At 72.1% G+C, this 14,292-nt stretch carries 12 protein-coding genes; 5 read left to right on the top strand and 7 right to left on the bottom strand.

Annotation, left to right across the window (positions count from 1 at the left end):
- Window positions 1-78: 78 nt before the first annotated feature.
- From FG385_RS24675 to mraZ, 4 genes are all read right to left on the bottom strand, one after another.
- Window positions 79-1,971: a peptidoglycan D,D-transpeptidase FtsI family protein gene (locus FG385_RS24675; protein WP_139099158.1), complete on the bottom strand. Its 1,893-nt coding sequence runs from the start codon at window positions 1,969-1,971 to the stop codon at window positions 79-81.
- On the bottom strand, window positions 1,971-2,654 hold the full coding sequence (locus FG385_RS24670) for a hypothetical protein (protein ID WP_139099157.1): 684 nt from the start codon (window positions 2,652-2,654) through the stop codon (window positions 1,971-1,973). Before FG385_RS24670 ends, FG385_RS24675 begins: the two co-directional genes overlap by 1 nt.
- Complete coding sequence (gene rsmH / locus FG385_RS24665; protein ID WP_200834636.1) at window positions 2,651-3,604, bottom strand: 16S rRNA (cytosine(1402)-N(4))-methyltransferase RsmH; 954 nt, start codon at window positions 3,602-3,604, stop codon at window positions 2,651-2,653. The genes FG385_RS24670 and rsmH overlap by 4 nt, the downstream gene beginning before the upstream one ends.
- Before the next feature lie 193 nt (window positions 3,605-3,797).
- Window positions 3,798-4,229, bottom strand: coding sequence for a division/cell wall cluster transcriptional repressor MraZ (gene mraZ / locus FG385_RS24660; RefSeq protein WP_139099156.1), 432 nt, complete (start codon window positions 4,227-4,229; stop codon window positions 3,798-3,800).
- A gap of 449 nt (window positions 4,230-4,678) precedes the next feature.
- Here mraZ and FG385_RS24655 point away from each other — a divergent pair, with 449 nt between their 5' ends.
- Genes FG385_RS24655 through FG385_RS24645 form a run of 3 tightly spaced genes read left to right on the top strand, consistent with a single transcriptional unit; the run spans window position 4,679 to window position 9,510 of the window.
- Complete coding sequence (locus FG385_RS24655) at window positions 4,679-5,752, top strand: AAA family ATPase (RefSeq protein WP_200834635.1); 1,074 nt, start codon at window positions 4,679-4,681, stop codon at window positions 5,750-5,752.
- A gap of 6 nt (window positions 5,753-5,758) precedes the next feature.
- The gene (locus FG385_RS24650) at window positions 5,759-7,033 is read left to right on the top strand and encodes a DUF58 domain-containing protein (RefSeq protein ID WP_139099155.1); all 1,275 of its coding nucleotides are present in this window, start codon (window positions 5,759-5,761) and stop codon (window positions 7,031-7,033) included.
- Entirely contained in the window at window positions 7,030-9,510 is a 2,481-nt protein-coding gene (locus tag FG385_RS24645; RefSeq protein ID WP_235022771.1) for a transglutaminase TgpA family protein, read from the top strand. The genes FG385_RS24650 and FG385_RS24645 overlap by 4 nt, the downstream gene beginning before the upstream one ends.
- Window positions 9,511-9,818: 308 nt before the next feature.
- Here the strand turns inward: FG385_RS24645 and FG385_RS24640 are convergent, their stop codons facing one another.
- From FG385_RS24640 to FG385_RS24630, 3 genes are all read right to left on the bottom strand, one after another.
- Window positions 9,819-10,199 (bottom strand): DUF3040 domain-containing protein, encoded by a 381-nt coding sequence (locus FG385_RS24640; protein WP_139099154.1) that lies wholly within the window; start codon window positions 10,197-10,199, stop codon window positions 9,819-9,821.
- Between the two features lie 170 nt (window positions 10,200-10,369).
- The gene (gene dinB / locus FG385_RS24635) at window positions 10,370-11,635 is read right to left on the bottom strand and encodes a DNA polymerase IV (RefSeq protein ID WP_139099153.1); all 1,266 of its coding nucleotides are present in this window, start codon (window positions 11,633-11,635) and stop codon (window positions 10,370-10,372) included.
- Between the two features lie 82 nt (window positions 11,636-11,717).
- The gene (locus FG385_RS24630) at window positions 11,718-12,464 is read right to left on the bottom strand and encodes a methyltransferase domain-containing protein (RefSeq protein ID WP_139099152.1); all 747 of its coding nucleotides are present in this window, start codon (window positions 12,462-12,464) and stop codon (window positions 11,718-11,720) included.
- A 64-nt stretch (window positions 12,465-12,528) separates the two neighbouring features.
- On the opposite strand from FG385_RS24630, the gene FG385_RS24625 reads away from it, so the two are divergent.
- A complete protein-coding gene (locus FG385_RS24625; protein WP_139099151.1) occupies window positions 12,529-13,386 on the top strand; it encodes a ParA family protein in 858 nt (285 codons plus the stop codon).
- On the top strand, window positions 13,379-14,182 hold the full coding sequence (locus tag FG385_RS24620) for a DNA-formamidopyrimidine glycosylase family protein (RefSeq protein WP_139099150.1): 804 nt from the start codon (window positions 13,379-13,381) through the stop codon (window positions 14,180-14,182). The genes FG385_RS24625 and FG385_RS24620 overlap by 8 nt, the downstream gene beginning before the upstream one ends.
- Window positions 14,183-14,292: the final 110 nt, after the last annotated feature.

Below are 14,292 nucleotides of genomic sequence, written 5' to 3'. Positions count from 1 at the left end.
TTACCGACGCGCCACCCCGCTCCCGTGCACCGGTAGGCCTTCCCGTGAGCTCGGCGTTCTGGGGGTCGATCTCGGTGGTTATTCGTTGATCTGGAGGGGCATGTAGGGGGTCGGGCCCGAGGACAGCGGGAGCTGGTAGCGCTGGGTCAGGTAGGACGCCAGGCTGTGGAACAGCGGGGCCGCCGAATCGCCAATGGGCAGCGTGGTGTCCGGGGCGTCGAGCCAGATGCCGACCACGAACCGCGGGTTGTCCGCGGGCAGGATGCCGGCGAAGGTGATGTTGTACAGCGAATCGCTGTAGGCCTTGGTCACCGGGTTGACCTGCTGCGCGGTGCCGGTCTTGCCGGAGATCTGGTACCCCTCCAGCGCGGCGGTCGGCGCCGTGCCGCTGTTGCCGTCCTTGCCCTTCTGCGTGACCGCGCGCAGCATGTCGCGCACCGTCGTCGCCGTCTGCGGGCTGACCACCTGCTCGGTCTTCGGCGCCGCCTCGGGCACGACCGTGCCGTCCGGCTGGATCTCGTTCTTCACGATCCGCGGCTGCACGCGCAGCCCGTTGTTCGCGATCGCCTGGTACATCCCCGCCATCTGCACGACGGTCATCGACAGCCCCTGCCCGATCGGCAGGTTGCCGAACGTCGTGCCCGTCCAGGTGTTGCGCGGTGGCACGTAACCGCGGCTCTCGCCGGGCAGTCCGATTCCCGTGCTCTGCCCGATCCCGAACCTGCGCAGGTAGTCCATGTACCGGTCCGGGCCGACCTGCTGCGCCAGCAGGAGCGTGCCGATGTTGGAGGACTTCGCGAAGATCCCGGTCGTGGTGTAGTGCACGGTGCCGTGCGACCACGCGTCGTGCACCGTGTGGTCGGCCACCTTGAGCGAACCGGGCACCGTGTTGACCGACTGCGGGGTCGTGACGCCGGTGTCGATCGCCGCGGTCGCGTCGACGATCTTGTTCACCGAGCCCGGTTCGTACGGCGTCGTGATGGCCCTGTCGTTCATCAGGTCGCCGGTGTACGTGCTGGGATCGTTCGGGTTGAACGTGCGGTCGTCGGCGAGCGCGTAGATCTCCCCCGTCTTCGCGTCCATGATGACCGCGCTGCCGTCCTTGGCATGCGATCGCCGGACGTAGTCCGAGAGCTGGTTCTGCAACGTGTACTGCACGTCGGAGTCGATCGTCAGCACCACGTCGTTGCCCGGCTTCGCGGGCTGCACGTCGCGTTCGGTGCCTGGAATGATGACGTTGTCGTTGCCCGAGGCGGTGTCCGCCACGTACTGCCCCGGCGTGCCCGCGAGGTCCGCGTCCCGCTGCAGCTCGAGCCCGGCGATGCCGTGCAGGTTGTGCTTGGACACGTCCTGGTCGTCCGTGCGCCAGTTCGCGAGCCCGATCACATTGGACGCGAGCGTGCCGGCCGGGTACTCCCGCGCGGCCTGCTTCTCGCTGCCGATCTCCGGGAACTTCTTGGTGATCTCGTCCGCGACCGACGGTTCGACGTCCTTCACCAGGTAGGTGAAGTCCTGGTTCTTGTGGAAGTCGGCGAGCAGCTCCTGCTCGGTGATCTTGCCCGGCAGCTGCGCGGCGATGAACGTCGCCGCCGCGGCCGCGCGGGTGTCGAAGTTCTGCCCCAGCGCCGGGTTCTTCTGCGCGTAGTCGGCCCAGGCCTTGCGCATGAGCCTGAGGTTCACCGACAGCGCGCGGGTTTCCACGCTGAAGGCGAGCTTGATCCCGTTGCGGTCCTCGATCGCCCCGCGCTTGGCCGGCACGGTGATGACGGTGCTCCGCTGGTTCTCGGCCTTCGCCGACAGCGCCTCCGCCTCGAAACCCTGCACCTGCACCAGGCGCAGCCCGGCCACGACGAGGACGCTGACGAGCGCGACGCGCACGGCGACGTACCGTCCCTTTCCGGTCGCGGTCGCCGGGCGGCCGGCCACCCGCCGGACCCGGGCGGCGTAGGTACGGCGGGAACGTCCCGGCATCACTGTCCTCCCGACTGTATGGGCGGCGCCTGCTGATCGCCTTGCGCCACGTCTCCTTCGACAGGTGCGGTGGGCTGTCCCCCGGCGTTGCCGGCCGGAGGCGGGGACGCCGAAGTCGACGGGGGCGCGGGCGGTGTGGGCGGCGGCGCCGGGCGGACGGCCTTCTCCGGCTTTCCGACGACGGTGACCGAACCGTCCGGGTTCTGCACGAGGTGCGCCGGGTCACCGCCGGGCACCATGCCGAGCGCCGTCGCCCGCTCGGCGAGCGAGGACGCCGTGTCCGCCTTCGTGACGTCCTCCTGCAGGCGCTCGGACTGCTCGGCGAGGCCGGAGTTCTCCTGCCGGATCTGTTCGAGCCGGTAGGAGTCGGCGATCGCCTGCGTGGACAGCAGCAGCGTGGTCGCCACCCCGGCCGCGAGCAGCATCATCACGATCAGCACGAACGAGGCACGCGACCTGGGCAAGCGCAGCCGCGCCCGCCGGGTGGCCGGCCGCGGCTCCTTTTCGGTCTGGCGCAGCAGATCTGCGCGCTGCGCGCGGCGCGCGTACGCACGCTCGGCCGCGGTGCTGCGCTGCTGGACGCCTCGAGTGCTTCGCCGCTCGGTGCGGGTGGCCTCCCTGGTTCCGGTGCGCGACGGGATTTCGGCCGGCGGCTTCCGCCGGGTCCGGGTGGGCGCTGTCATACCGCCGCCTCTCGTATCCGTTGCGCCGCGCGAAGCCGCACGGATGCGGCTCGCGGGTTGTGCTCGATCTCGTTCTCGCCGGCCTTTTCGGCCCCGCGGGTCAGCAGCTTCAGCTCGGGTCCGTGCCCGGGCAGTTCGACCGGCAGGCCTGGGGGCGTACGGGACTTCGCAAGCTCGACGAAGGCCTGCTTGACGATCCGGTCCTCCAGCGACTGGTAGGACTCGACGACGATCCGGCCGCCGACCGAAAGCGCTTTCACCGCCGCCGGGATCGCCTCGCGCAGCACCGGCAGCTCGCTGTTGACCTCGATCCGCAGTGCCTGGAAGGTGCGCTTCGCCGGGTGCCCGCCGGTACGCCTGCTCGCCGCCGGCACGGCGTCGTAGAGCAGCCGGACCAGCCGGTCGCTGCGGCTGAACGGTTCGCGTTCGCGCTGCGCCACAACGGCTTTGACGATCCGCTGGGCGAACCGTTCCTCCCCGTAGTCCCGCAGGACACGGACCAACTCGGCCGGCGGGTAGGTGTTGAGGACGTCGGCCGCCGTCGGCCCGGTCGTCGGGTCCATCCGCATGTCCAGCGGCGCGTCCCTGGCGTAGGCGAACCCGCGGTCGGTGCGGTCGAGCTGCATCGACGACACGCCGAGGTCGAACAGCACACCATCCACTGTGGACAGATGACGGTCGGCGAGGACCTCGGGAATCCGGTCGTACACCGCGTGCACGAGCTCGACGCGATCCCCGTGGTGCGCAAGCCGTTCGGCGGACCGCTCCAGCGCCTGCGGATCCCGGTCCAGCGCGATCAGCCGCAGCCGCGGATGGGCGGAGAGAAGCGCGTCGGAGTGGCCGCCGAGACCGACGGTGGCGTCGACCAGCACGGCGGGGCGCCCGGCGACCGCGGGCGCGAACAGTTCGAGCACACGCCCGAGCAGCACCGGCACGTGTTCGGCCGCCATCACGCCCCCCTTTCTCGCCCACATGAGAAACGGATGCCGTCAGGTCCCCGCCCGCCCGCTGAGAACCTGGTGCCGGGGAAGGTGCACCAGGGCCACTGAGCGGACAGAGGCCTCACGGCATCCGAGTCCAGGTCTCCCACGTCCTCCGGGACCCGCGCCCCCCGACGGCGCGGGTGCCGGGTCACCGCCACGGCTAGAACACCCCAGGCAGAACCTCTTCCTGTGCCTTGGCATAGCTGTCCTCGTGCTCTTCGAGGTAGGTCTGCCAAGCCTGGGCGTCCCAGATCTCCAGCCTGGTGATCGCCCCGATCACCACGCACTCCTTGTTGAGCCCGGCGTAGCGCCGCAACTCGGACGCGATCGCGATGCGCCCCTGCCCGTCCGGACGCTGTTCGTCGGTTCCGGCGAACAGATAGCGCTGGTAGGCGCGGACCGCTTCGTTGGTGAACGGTGCTTCCGCGACCTTCCGGGCCATCTGCTCGAACTCGGCGCGCGGGAAGACGTAGAGACAGTGGTCTTGCCCTTTGGTGACCATCAGCCCACCTGCCAGCGCGTCCCGAAACTTCGCGGGCAGCGTGAGCCGCCCCTTGTCGTCCAGCCTCGGAGTATGGGTACCGAGAAACATCGGCCCCACCTCCCACGGGGCCTCCCTTCCGCCCCACTGCGCACCACGGTACCCCACTTTTCACCACAGTCAACGCCATTCCTCGCCACTTCCGAGCGAATCTCGCGTTGTTTTCGCAGGTGAAGAATGGTGGTGCCAGGTGGGGGAAAGGTGGGGGGCCGCCCGCCCGGTCTCCCCCGCGACGGGGGTACGGACCGGATCCCGCCCGTCTTCCGGGACTACCCGGGCCGCCAAGTGGGGAATGGTGGGGGAAGCACGCACCGGAAAACGAGGGCTCGCTCCCGTGATTGGCGGAGGTTTGACACACTTGGTGGCAGGCTGAGTGTCAGCCGAGCAGCATCGGAAGGCTCGACGGCGCCGCCGGGACCCGTGTGTGAGACGCTTCCGCGCCACCATCATGCGGGGGCACTCCCCATCGAGCAGGCAAGGGCTTCAGCACAGGAGGTCGAGTGACGTCGAGGACACAACCCGCGACGCCTGGCGAGTACACCGGCGAGCACGGGCAGGCGCCGTACTACCCGTCCGGCGCGCCGGCCTACAACGGCCACACGTCCCTCGACGAGTTGCACGACACGATGCGGCGGATCGCCGCGAACGTCGAGCGGGTACTCGTCGGGAAGCCGGACGTGGTGCGCATCGCGCTGGTCACCCTGCTCGCCGAAGGCCACCTGCTCGTCGAGGACGTGCCCGGCGTCGGCAAGACGTCGCTGGCCAAGGCGCTGGCCCGGTCCATCGACTGCACCGTCAGCCGGATCCAGTTCACCCCGGACCTGCTGCCCAGCGACGTCACCGGCGTGTCCATCTACAACCGCCAGACCGGCGAGTTCGAGTTCCGCTCCGGCCCGGTGTTCGCGAACATCGTGGTCGGCGACGAGATCAACCGCGCCTCGCCGAAAACACAGTCCGCGCTCCTGGAGTGCATGGAGGAGCAGCAGGTCACGGTCGACACGACGACCTACGGCCTCGACGACCCGTTCATGGTCATCGCGACACAGAACCCGGTCGAGATGGAGGGCACCTACGCCCTGCCGGAGGCGCAGCGCGACCGGTTCACCGCACGCGTCTCCATCGGCTACCCGGATCAGCAGGCCGAACTCGCGATGGTCGACGAGCACTCGGGCCACAACCCGCTGAAGGACCTCGAGCCGGTTTCCGACGCGGCGACCGTCATGCGGCTGATCGGCCAGGTCCGGCGGGTGCACATCGCGCCCGAGGTACGCCGCTACGCCGTCGACGTCGTCGCCGCGACCCGGCAGGTGCCGGAGATCCGCCTCGGCGCGTCCCCGCGCGCGACCCTGCAGTTCGTGCGGGCCGCCCGGGCGCACGCGGCGCTGTCGGGCCGGGACTTCGTCGTCCCGGACGACCTGCACGCCGTGGCCATCCCGGTGCTCGCGCACCGGCTCGTGCTGACCACCGAGGCGCATGCCGCCCGCCGCTCGGCCACCGACGTGGTGCGCGCGGTATTGCACCGCGTGGCGGTGCCCCAGGGCGGGCCGGCGTACAACGGCCAGGGCCACCGGTAGCCCCCGATGCTGCGGTCGCTGTCTGGGCTGACCACGCGGGGGCGCTGCCTGCTGGCGGCGGGCGTCGCGGCGGCCGTGTGCGCGGTGGTGCTCAACGAGCGTGATCTGCTGCGGGTCGCGGTGTTCGTGGTCGCGCTGCCGCTCGTGGTGGCCGGGTTCATCGCCGCCTCGCGGGTGCGCATCGGCGCGTCGCGGCGGCTGCTGCCGGACCGGGTCGCCGCCGGCTGGGCCAGCGAGGTCGAACTCGCCTTGTGGCGCAACGGGAAACTGCCCGCCGGCGAGGTGCTGCTCGAAGACGGCGTGCCGTACGCCCTGGGGGCACGGCCGCGGTTCGTGGTCGAGCGGCTGCCGCACGGGCGGGTGGTGGCGCTGCGCTACCCGCTCCAGCCGATGCTGCGGGGCATCCAGCAGGTCGGCCCGCTGCGCGCGACGCTGACCGACCCGTTCGGGCTGTGCGAGTTCGACCGCGAGCTCATCGGGCACAGCCGCCTGGTCGTGGTGCCGCGGGTGGTCGCGCTGTGGGGCCTGCCCAACGGGGCCGGGATCGGCGCCGGTGAGGACGGCAGTGTCCGGCTGCACGCCGGACAGGGCGAGACCGACGTGATCGTCCGCCACTACCGGCAGGGCGACGATCTGCGGAAGGTCCACTGGCGCTCGACGGCCCGCCGTGACGAGATCATGGTCCGGGTGGAGGAGCGCCCGTGGCGCGGCGGCACGACCGTGCTGCTGGACCACCGCGCCGCCGCGCATCACGGCACCGGGCCCACGGCGAGCCTGGAGTGGGCCGTCTCGTTCGCCGCCAGCGTATGCCTGCACGTGCGGAAGGCCGGGCATCGCGTGCGGCTGGTCAGCGAGCACGGCAAGGTGCTCGCCGACGCGCCCGGTGACGGCGGCGAGGGGTACGACAACGTCATCCTGGACGCGCTGGCCGCGCTGCAGCCGGCGCACCAGCGGGACCTCACCCCCGGGCACGACCCGGCCGAGGGGCAGGAGCTGATCGCGATCCTGGGCACGGTGAGCAACGAAGCGGTCGGTGAGCTGGCGCGGTTCCGGCCCCGCGGGATCCGCAGCCTCGCGGTCCTGCTGGACACCCCGGCCTTCGCCAGCGGCGTGTCCGCGCCCGAGCAGCGCGCGGCCGCGACCGAAGAGTCGGCCGCGCTGCTGCGGGCGGCGGGCTGGGGTGTCGTGATCGCCGACCCGGACACCTCGATGCCCCAGGTCTGGGCCGAACTGTGCCGTGCGGCGGCCGGCCGGAACGCGCTGATCGGCGGGTCGCGGTGACCAGCACGCTCCCCGGCTCCGCTCCCCCGGGCCCGCCCCAGCTGCACACGCTGTCCAAACGGTACGCGGGGCCGCCGCCCGCGTGGCGCAGTTCGGTGCTCGCGCCGGTGGCGGCCGGGGTCGCGACGCTCGCCGCCTCGACCTCGCTGACCGGTGTCGTCGGCGGCGCGAGCTGGCTCGGCTACGTCGCGGTCGCCGTCGTGCTCGTCGCGTGCACGGGCCTGGCGCTGCGGTCGATCCGCACCCCGACGCCGCTCGTCGGGCTCGCCCAGTTGCTGGTGCTCCTCCTGCTGGTGACCGGCGTGTTCACCGGCAGCGGCATCCTCGCGATCATCCCCGGCCCCGGCGCCTTCGGTGAGCTCAACAGCGTGCTCGTCGCCGCGTTCGACCAGATCCGCACGGGCCTGCCGCCGGTCGACCCGACCCCGCCGATCCTCTGCCTGGTCACCATCGCGATGGGCATGGTCGCGGTGCTCGTCGACACCCTGGCCGTCGGGGCGTCCGCGCCCGCGGCGACGGGTCTGGTGCTGCTGTGCGTGTACGCGGTCCCGGCGTCCCTTTCCGACACCATGCTCCCGTGGTGGACCTTCGTGCTCGGCGCCGCGGCCTTCGCGGGACTCCTCGCGGTGGACGGCAACCACCGGCACCGCCGCTGGCGCAACCGGGATGCGCCCGGCCTCGGCGTCTCACCGTCGTCGGCGTCCGCCCCGGTCGCGGTGGTGGCGCTGGCGCTGGTCTGCGGGCTGGTCGCGGGCACCTCGCTGACCGCGGTCGGCACGGTCGGGCGGCTGCCGGGCAGCGGGCACAACGGGCAGGGCGCGGGCTCGGGCGGTCTGGGCGTGAACCCGTTCACCTCGCTGCGGGGAATGCTCGACCAGGGCAACCCGGTGGACCTGTTCCGGGTCCGCGGCCTCGGCAACGACAAGCGCCTGCTGCGCGCGTTCACGTTGGACACCTTCCGGCCCAACCAGGGCTGGACCCTGCCGGACGGCCCGATGCCCGCCGGCTACCCGGCGAACCGGCCCCTGCCCGCCGAGCCGGGCGACGACGGCACCGCCGAGTCGCGGCAGATCCAGATCCAGCCGGTGAACTGGGTGGACGTGTGGCTGCCGGTGTACGGCGCGCTGCGCGGGCTCCAGGACGTCTCGCCGGGCTGGTACTACGACCCGGCGAGCGGCGCGGTGTTCAGCGAGCGCAGGCAGCACGTATCGCCGTACACCGAGGTCGCCTCACTGGCCGAACCCTCGAAGTCCCAGCTGGAGACGGTGGTCGGCCCGCCGTCGGCGCCGGCCGCCTACACGCGGATCAGCGGGGTGGACCCGCGGGTGATCGCGCTGACCCGGCAGGTCACCGCGGGCGAGACCACGATGTTCGACAAGGCCGACGCGCTCTGGCGGTTCTTCACCCAGGAGGACCGGTTCACCTACGACACGAGCACGGCGAGCGCCGCCGACTCCGACGCGCTGGCCGACTTCCTGCTCAACGGCAGGCGCGGGTTCTGCGAGCAGTTCGCCTCGGCGATGGCGGTCATGCTGCGGGTGCTGGGCATCCCGTCGCGCGTGGCGGTCGGCTTCACCACCGGCTACGCCGACGGCGACACCCGCGTGATCACCTCGCAGGACGCGCACGCGTGGGTCGAGGTCTACTTCGGCGACGACCTCGGCTGGGTCAGCTTCGACCCGACGCCGCGTTCGGACGGCCGCGGCTACGTGCCGCCGTACCTGGAGTCGAGCAGCACGCCGAACGACCAGTCGGCCACGGACAGCCAGGAGGTGCCCAGCGTCTCGACCACGCACGTGGCACCGAGCGACGCGCCCAGCGCGCAGCACGACGGTGCGGGCACGGGCGCGGGGCCGCAGCCGGGCGCACCCGGCTCGGCGCCGGGCTGGGCCGGGTGGCTCGCGCTGGCGATCGTGCTGGTGGCGGTCGTGCTCACCGCGTGGGTGCGGTTCCGGGCGAAGCTCGCCCGGAACCGCGCCCGGTGGCTACCGCTCGCCGCGGCCGGGGCGTGGCTGCTGGCGGTGCTGCTGACAGCCTGGCTGATCCACTGGATGCTCGCGCTGGTGCTGCTGGTGCTGGCCGCGGTGGCGCTCGCGCCGGCGATCATGCGGGAGATCCACCGGCGGCGCCGCTGGCAGGCGATCACGTCGAGCACTCCGGGCGCGGCGGACGCGGCGTGGGCCGAGTTGCTCGACGAGTGCGCCGACCGGGGGGTGCCGATCCCGCCTTCGGACACCCTGCGCGCGGCGGCGGCGAAGGTCGCGCAGCAGCATCACCTGGACCAGACCGGTCAGGACGATCTGCGCACGGTGGTCGGCGTCGTGGAGCGCTCGTGGTACGCGCCGGAGGGCCGCGGCGAGGACCCGCGCTTCGTGTCCGCGTTCGAAGGCGTGCGGGAGAGCCTGCGCCGCAACGCCCCCATGTCGTGGCGAGGGCGCCTCTTCCCGAGGTCGATCCTGCGTCGCCGGAACCGGTAGCACGAGCCAGGCACCCGGCCGGACCACGACCGGGGTCCAGGGGGCCTGCCCCCTGGCGGGGGTTTGGGGGTTCGACCCCCAAGGCAGACCAACGGCGGGATCCGGGCCTGCGCTTTCCGCAGGCAGAATCCCGCCGATCCCATCCCGCCGGAACCGGTAGCACGAGCCAGGCACCCGGCCCGACCACGACGGGGGTCCAGGGGGCCTGCCCCCTGGCGGGGGTTTGGGGGTTCGACCCCCAAGGCAGACCAACGGCGGGATCCGGGCCTGCGCTTTCCGCAGGCAGAATCCCGCCGATCCCGCCGTCCCTACTCTTCGAAGCGCTGGCGGAAGCGTTCCTCCATGCGCTGCGTGAACGAACTCTTCGCCTTCGGCCCGCCGTTCTTGGCCGCCTTGGCGTTCCCGCCGCCGCGACCGCCCATCACGGCGAGTACGACCCCGAAGAACATCACCAGGAACCCGAGCACACTCGCTAGGGGGATCTCGGCGACCCACAGCGCCCTGACCATCACGCCCACCACGAGCAGCGCGACCCCGATTACGAACAGCGCGATCCCCTGGATTCGGCGGCGGCGGGCGGGCCGGCGGAACCGGGCACCGCGCACCGTAGACGCGAACTTGGGGTCCTCGGCATAGAGCTCGCGCTCGATCTGATCGAGCAGCCGCTGCTCATGCTCGGAGAGTGGCATCTTTCCTCCTCCGGCACAGCTGTCACGGCGCCGGGCCGCGCAACGTCCTGGACCCAACAATCTTCACCCCGAGCGGGGTGTCGCTGTCCAGGATACGAGTCCTTAGCGCGCAGGACTACCCGATCCCGGTGCCAAGCTGTGCCCCGTTTGGTTCGACGGCATCACCACCGTCACGTCGGGCCCTGCCGCGGCGGTTCAGCCGGGCCTGGGGACAGCAGCGATGCCGGCCTGATGGCCGCCGCCCCGAACTTCGATCGCGCCACGTCCGCCGCCACCTCGGCGTCCCGCCAGCGGGGCTCAGCCCGTTCGAAGGTCAGCTGCTCGGGCGTGCCGGCTCCGGCGAGTCCTTCGACCCGTACCCCGAGTAGCCGGATCTCGGCGCCGGAACTCGCCTCCGCCAGCAGCGCGACCGCCGTCGAGTGGATGACCCGGGCGACGTCGGTCGCGGAAGCGAGCGTCCGGGCGCGGGTGATCGTCCGGAAGTCGGCGAACCGGACCTTGATCGAGACCGTCCGGCCGCGCACCTGCTTCGCGCGCAGGCTCGCCGCGACGCGTTCGGACAGCCGCAGCAGCTCCCGTTCCAGCAGCGCGCGGTCGCGCTGGTCGGTGTCGAACGTGTGCTCCGCGCCGATCGACTTGTCCTGGCTTTCGGTGACCACGCCCCGCTCGTCGTGGCCGCCCGCGAGCGCGTGCAGGTGTTCGGCCACGGCGTTGCCGACCGCGCGGCGCAACCGGGGCAACGGCGCCGCCGCGACTTCCGCGACGGTGGTGAGCCCGAGCCGCCGCAGGCTCTCTTCGGTGCGCGCGCCCACGCCCCACAGCGCCGAGATCGGCAGCGGGTGGAGGAACGCGAGGGTCTGCTCCACCGGCACGACCACCACCCCGTCCGGTTTGGCCATCCCGGAGGCGAGCTTCGCGATGAACTTGACCCCGGCCACGCCCACCGAGCACGTGATCCCGTGCTCGGCCCGCACCCGCTCGCGGATCAGCTCGGCCACCTGCGCCGGGGTCGCGCGGAGCCGCCGCAGCGCGCCGCTGACGTCCAGGAAGGTTTCGTCGAGGCTCATCGGCTCGACCAGTGGCGTCAGCTCGCGGAAGATCGCCATCACCCCGCGCGACACCTCGCCGTAGAGGCCGTGGGTCGGCGGGATGAAGACCGCGTGCGGGCACAGGCGCCGCGCGACCGCGGCCTGCATCGCGGCGCGCACGCCGTACTCGCGGGCCGGGTAGTTCGCCGAGGTGACCACCGAACGGGGGCCGCCACCGGCCACGATCACCGGCTTGTCCACCAGCTCGGGCCGGGTACGCAGCTCGACGGCCGCGAAGAACGCGTCCATGTCGACATGCAGCAGGCCGCAGCCCGAGTCGTCCGGGGCGTGCGCCGGCGACACCCGGAACCGTTCGTAACCGGCGGGCAGGCCGGAGTTCCTTCCCATCGCCGCCGAGCCTACGTGGCACCACCGACAGTTCAGGACGCCAGGACGGCCTCCGCATCGGTCGCGGCCCGGCGGCGGCCGGTCAGCGGGCCTTGCGCGCCAGCACGTGGAGCCGGGTCGCGATGTCGCGGAGCGGCGAGACCATGCTCGCCGCCGTCTCGAACTCCGCCAGTTCGTCGCCGCTGTACTGGGCGGACTCCGCCTCGCCGAGCGAGTCCGACACCACGCCGTCGCCCTGCAGGAGCGCGACGTCCAGACCAGCGGCCTCCAGCAACGCGCACAACCCCTCGCTGTCGAAGCGGCGCGACAGGCTTTCACCGTCGTCGGGCAGGACGCCTTTCGCTCCCGTGAGCAGGTGCCGCGCCTCGGCGAGACGGCCGGCGAGCGCGCGGTGCAGTACGGCGGCGAAGCGGTTGGCGGCGAGCACCGACACGGCTCCGCCCGGCGCGGCGGCCACGGCCAGGGCGGCGGCCACCCGGTTCGGATCGTCGACGACCTCGAGCAGCCCGTGGGCCAGCACCAGGTCGCCCGAGCCCGCGGGCACGCGCGCGGTGAGGGCGTCGGTGTCGTCGGCGACCACGACGATCCGGTCGGCGACACCCCGCTCCTGCGCGCGGCGGCGCAGCGTGGCCAGCGCGTTCTGGTTCGGGTCGACCACGGTCACCCGGCACCCCACGGCGGCCAGCGGCACGGCCCACCCGCCGGTCCCGCCGCCGACGTCGACCACCCGCGGTTCCGCCGTGCCCTGCGCCCGGACACGCGCGACCTCGTCCTCGAGTACCCGCCAGACCGCACTAGAGCCGCGTGCCGCCCCGATCTCCGTTCGCATGGTGGGACAGCCTAGTAAAGACAGCAGGCGCAGTCGGTGAGCGCACCCGGCTACGCTCAGGGGCGTGCACACGGTCGCCGTACTCAGCCTCAAGGGAGGCGTCGGCAAGACGACGGTCGCGCTGGGCATCGCCTCGGCAGCGATGCGCCGGGGTATCCGCACGCTGGTGGCCGATCTCGACCCGCAGGGCAACGCCACCGCGTCGCTCGATCCGCCCTACACCGACGCCACCCTCGCCGACGTGCTCGAGACCCCGCACGGCCCGGTGATCGCGCGGGCCATCGCGCCGAGCGCGTGGAGCGACGAGGTCGAGGTGCTCGTGGGCTCGGAGCAGATGGAGACGCTCAACGAGCCCGGTCCCGACGAGCGGCGCCTCACGAGCCTGTCCCGCGCGCTCGACGCGCTGCACGACTCCCCGTCCCAGGGCCGGCCGCACGACCTGGTGATCCTCGACTGCCCGCCCTCGCTGGGGCGGCTGACGAAATCGGCGCTGGTCGCCGCGGACAGCGCGCTCCTGGTGACCGAGCCGACCATGTACGCCGTCGCCGGGGCGCAGCGCGCGCTCGAGGCGATCGAAGCGATCCGTGCCGGGCACAACCAGGACCTGCGGGCGGTCGGCGTGCTGGTGAACCGGCTGCGCCCGCGCTCGCACGAACACCAGTTCCGCATCGCCGAACTGCGCGAGTCCTTCGGGGCGCTGGTCATGCCGACCGCGATCCCCGACCGGCTGGCCATCCAGCAGGCCCAGGGCGCGTGCAGCCCGATCCACGAATGGCACTCCCCCGGCGCGCAGGAGATCGCACTGACGTTCAACATGGTGCTGGCGAAGATCCTGCGGTCGACCCGCGCGGGCCGCCACCGCATCGAGGAGTCCGAGGCCGAGACCACCGGGCCGATCGAGGCGATCCGCACCGATGCCTGAGGGCGACACCGTCTTCCTCGCCGGCGCGCTGCTCGACCGGGCGCTGCGGGGAAGGACGTTGTCGCGCACCGATTTCCGGCATCCCGCGCTGGCGACCACCGATCTGACCGGGCAGTCCGTGCTCGGCGTCGGGACCGTGGGCAAGCACCTGTTCACCCGCTTCTCCGGTGAGCTGAGCCTGCACAGCCATCTGAAGATGGACGGCGCGTGGGAGGTCTACCGGTCCGGCGCGCGCTGGCGGCATCCCGAGCATCACGTGCGGGTGGTGCTCGCCGACGCCGAGGTCCAGGCCGTCGGGTTCCGGCTGCACGATCTCGAACTGCTGCCAACCGCCGAGGAGTCCCGGCTCGTCGGGCATCTCGGCCCGGACCTGCTCGATCCACAGTGGACTGACGAGCACACCTCGCGCGCCACGGCCGGCCTCGCCGCCGCACCCGGCCGAGAGCTGGGGCTCGCCCTGCTCGACCAGAAGGTCATGGCGGGCATCGGAAATCTCTACAAATGCGAGATCTGCTTCCTGCTCGGCGTGACGCCGTGGGTGCCGGTGTCCGAAGTGGACGCCGGCGAGGCGGTGGCGCTCGCGCGGAAGCTGTTGCTGGCCAACGCCTGGCGGCACGAACAGGTCACCACCGGTGATCCCGCCCGCGGCCGCCGCACGTGGGTCTACGGCCGCACCCGCACCGGCTGTCACCGCTGCGGCGGCCGAGTCGAGGTGCGCACGCAGGGCACCGATGTGCAGCGGCGGCCCACCTGGTACTGCCCGCGCTGCCAGCGCGGGCCCGCGCCGTCGAAGTGAAAATAATGATGTTGCGGCGGTGGCCGGGGCGGGCATAACTTTGGCGGTACACGAGAGAGGAGGTGGTCCTAGGTTGAATATCTACAGGACTCGTGAGGTGGCTGTCCGCT

It is taken from the genome of Amycolatopsis alkalitolerans (assembly GCF_006152065.1).
GTDB lineage: Bacteria > Actinomycetota > Actinomycetes > Mycobacteriales > Pseudonocardiaceae > Amycolatopsis_E > Amycolatopsis_E alkalitolerans.
Note: the sequence above shows the minus strand (reverse complement) of the source record. Positions and strands in the feature narration are given on the sequence as shown.

Bases quoted from the DNA above. Each gene is read 5' to 3' on its own strand.
- FG385_RS24675 (WP_139099158.1), bottom strand. From the start codon at position 1,971: ATGCCGGGACGTTCCCGCCGTACCTACGCCGCCCGGGTCCGGCGGGTG.
- FG385_RS24670 (WP_139099157.1), bottom strand. From the start codon at position 2,654: ATGACAGCGCCCACCCGGACCCGGCGGAAGCCGCCGGCCGAAATCCCG.
- rsmH (WP_200834636.1), bottom strand. From the start codon at position 3,604: ATGGCGGCCGAACACGTGCCGGTGCTGCTCGGGCGTGTGCTCGAACTG.
- mraZ (WP_139099156.1), bottom strand. From the start codon at position 4,229: ATGTTTCTCGGTACCCATACTCCGAGGCTGGACGACAAGGGGCGGCTC.
- FG385_RS24650 (WP_139099155.1), top strand. From the start codon at position 5,759: ATGCTGCGGTCGCTGTCTGGGCTGACCACGCGGGGGCGCTGCCTGCTG.
- FG385_RS24640 (WP_139099154.1), bottom strand. From the start codon at position 10,199: ATGCCACTCTCCGAGCATGAGCAGCGGCTGCTCGATCAGATCGAGCGC.
- dinB (WP_139099153.1), bottom strand. From the start codon at position 11,635: ATGGGAAGGAACTCCGGCCTGCCCGCCGGTTACGAACGGTTCCGGGTG.
- FG385_RS24630 (WP_139099152.1), bottom strand. From the start codon at position 12,464: ATGCGAACGGAGATCGGGGCGGCACGCGGCTCTAGTGCGGTCTGGCGG.
- FG385_RS24620 (WP_139099150.1), top strand. From the start codon at position 13,379: ATGCCTGAGGGCGACACCGTCTTCCTCGCCGGCGCGCTGCTCGACCGG.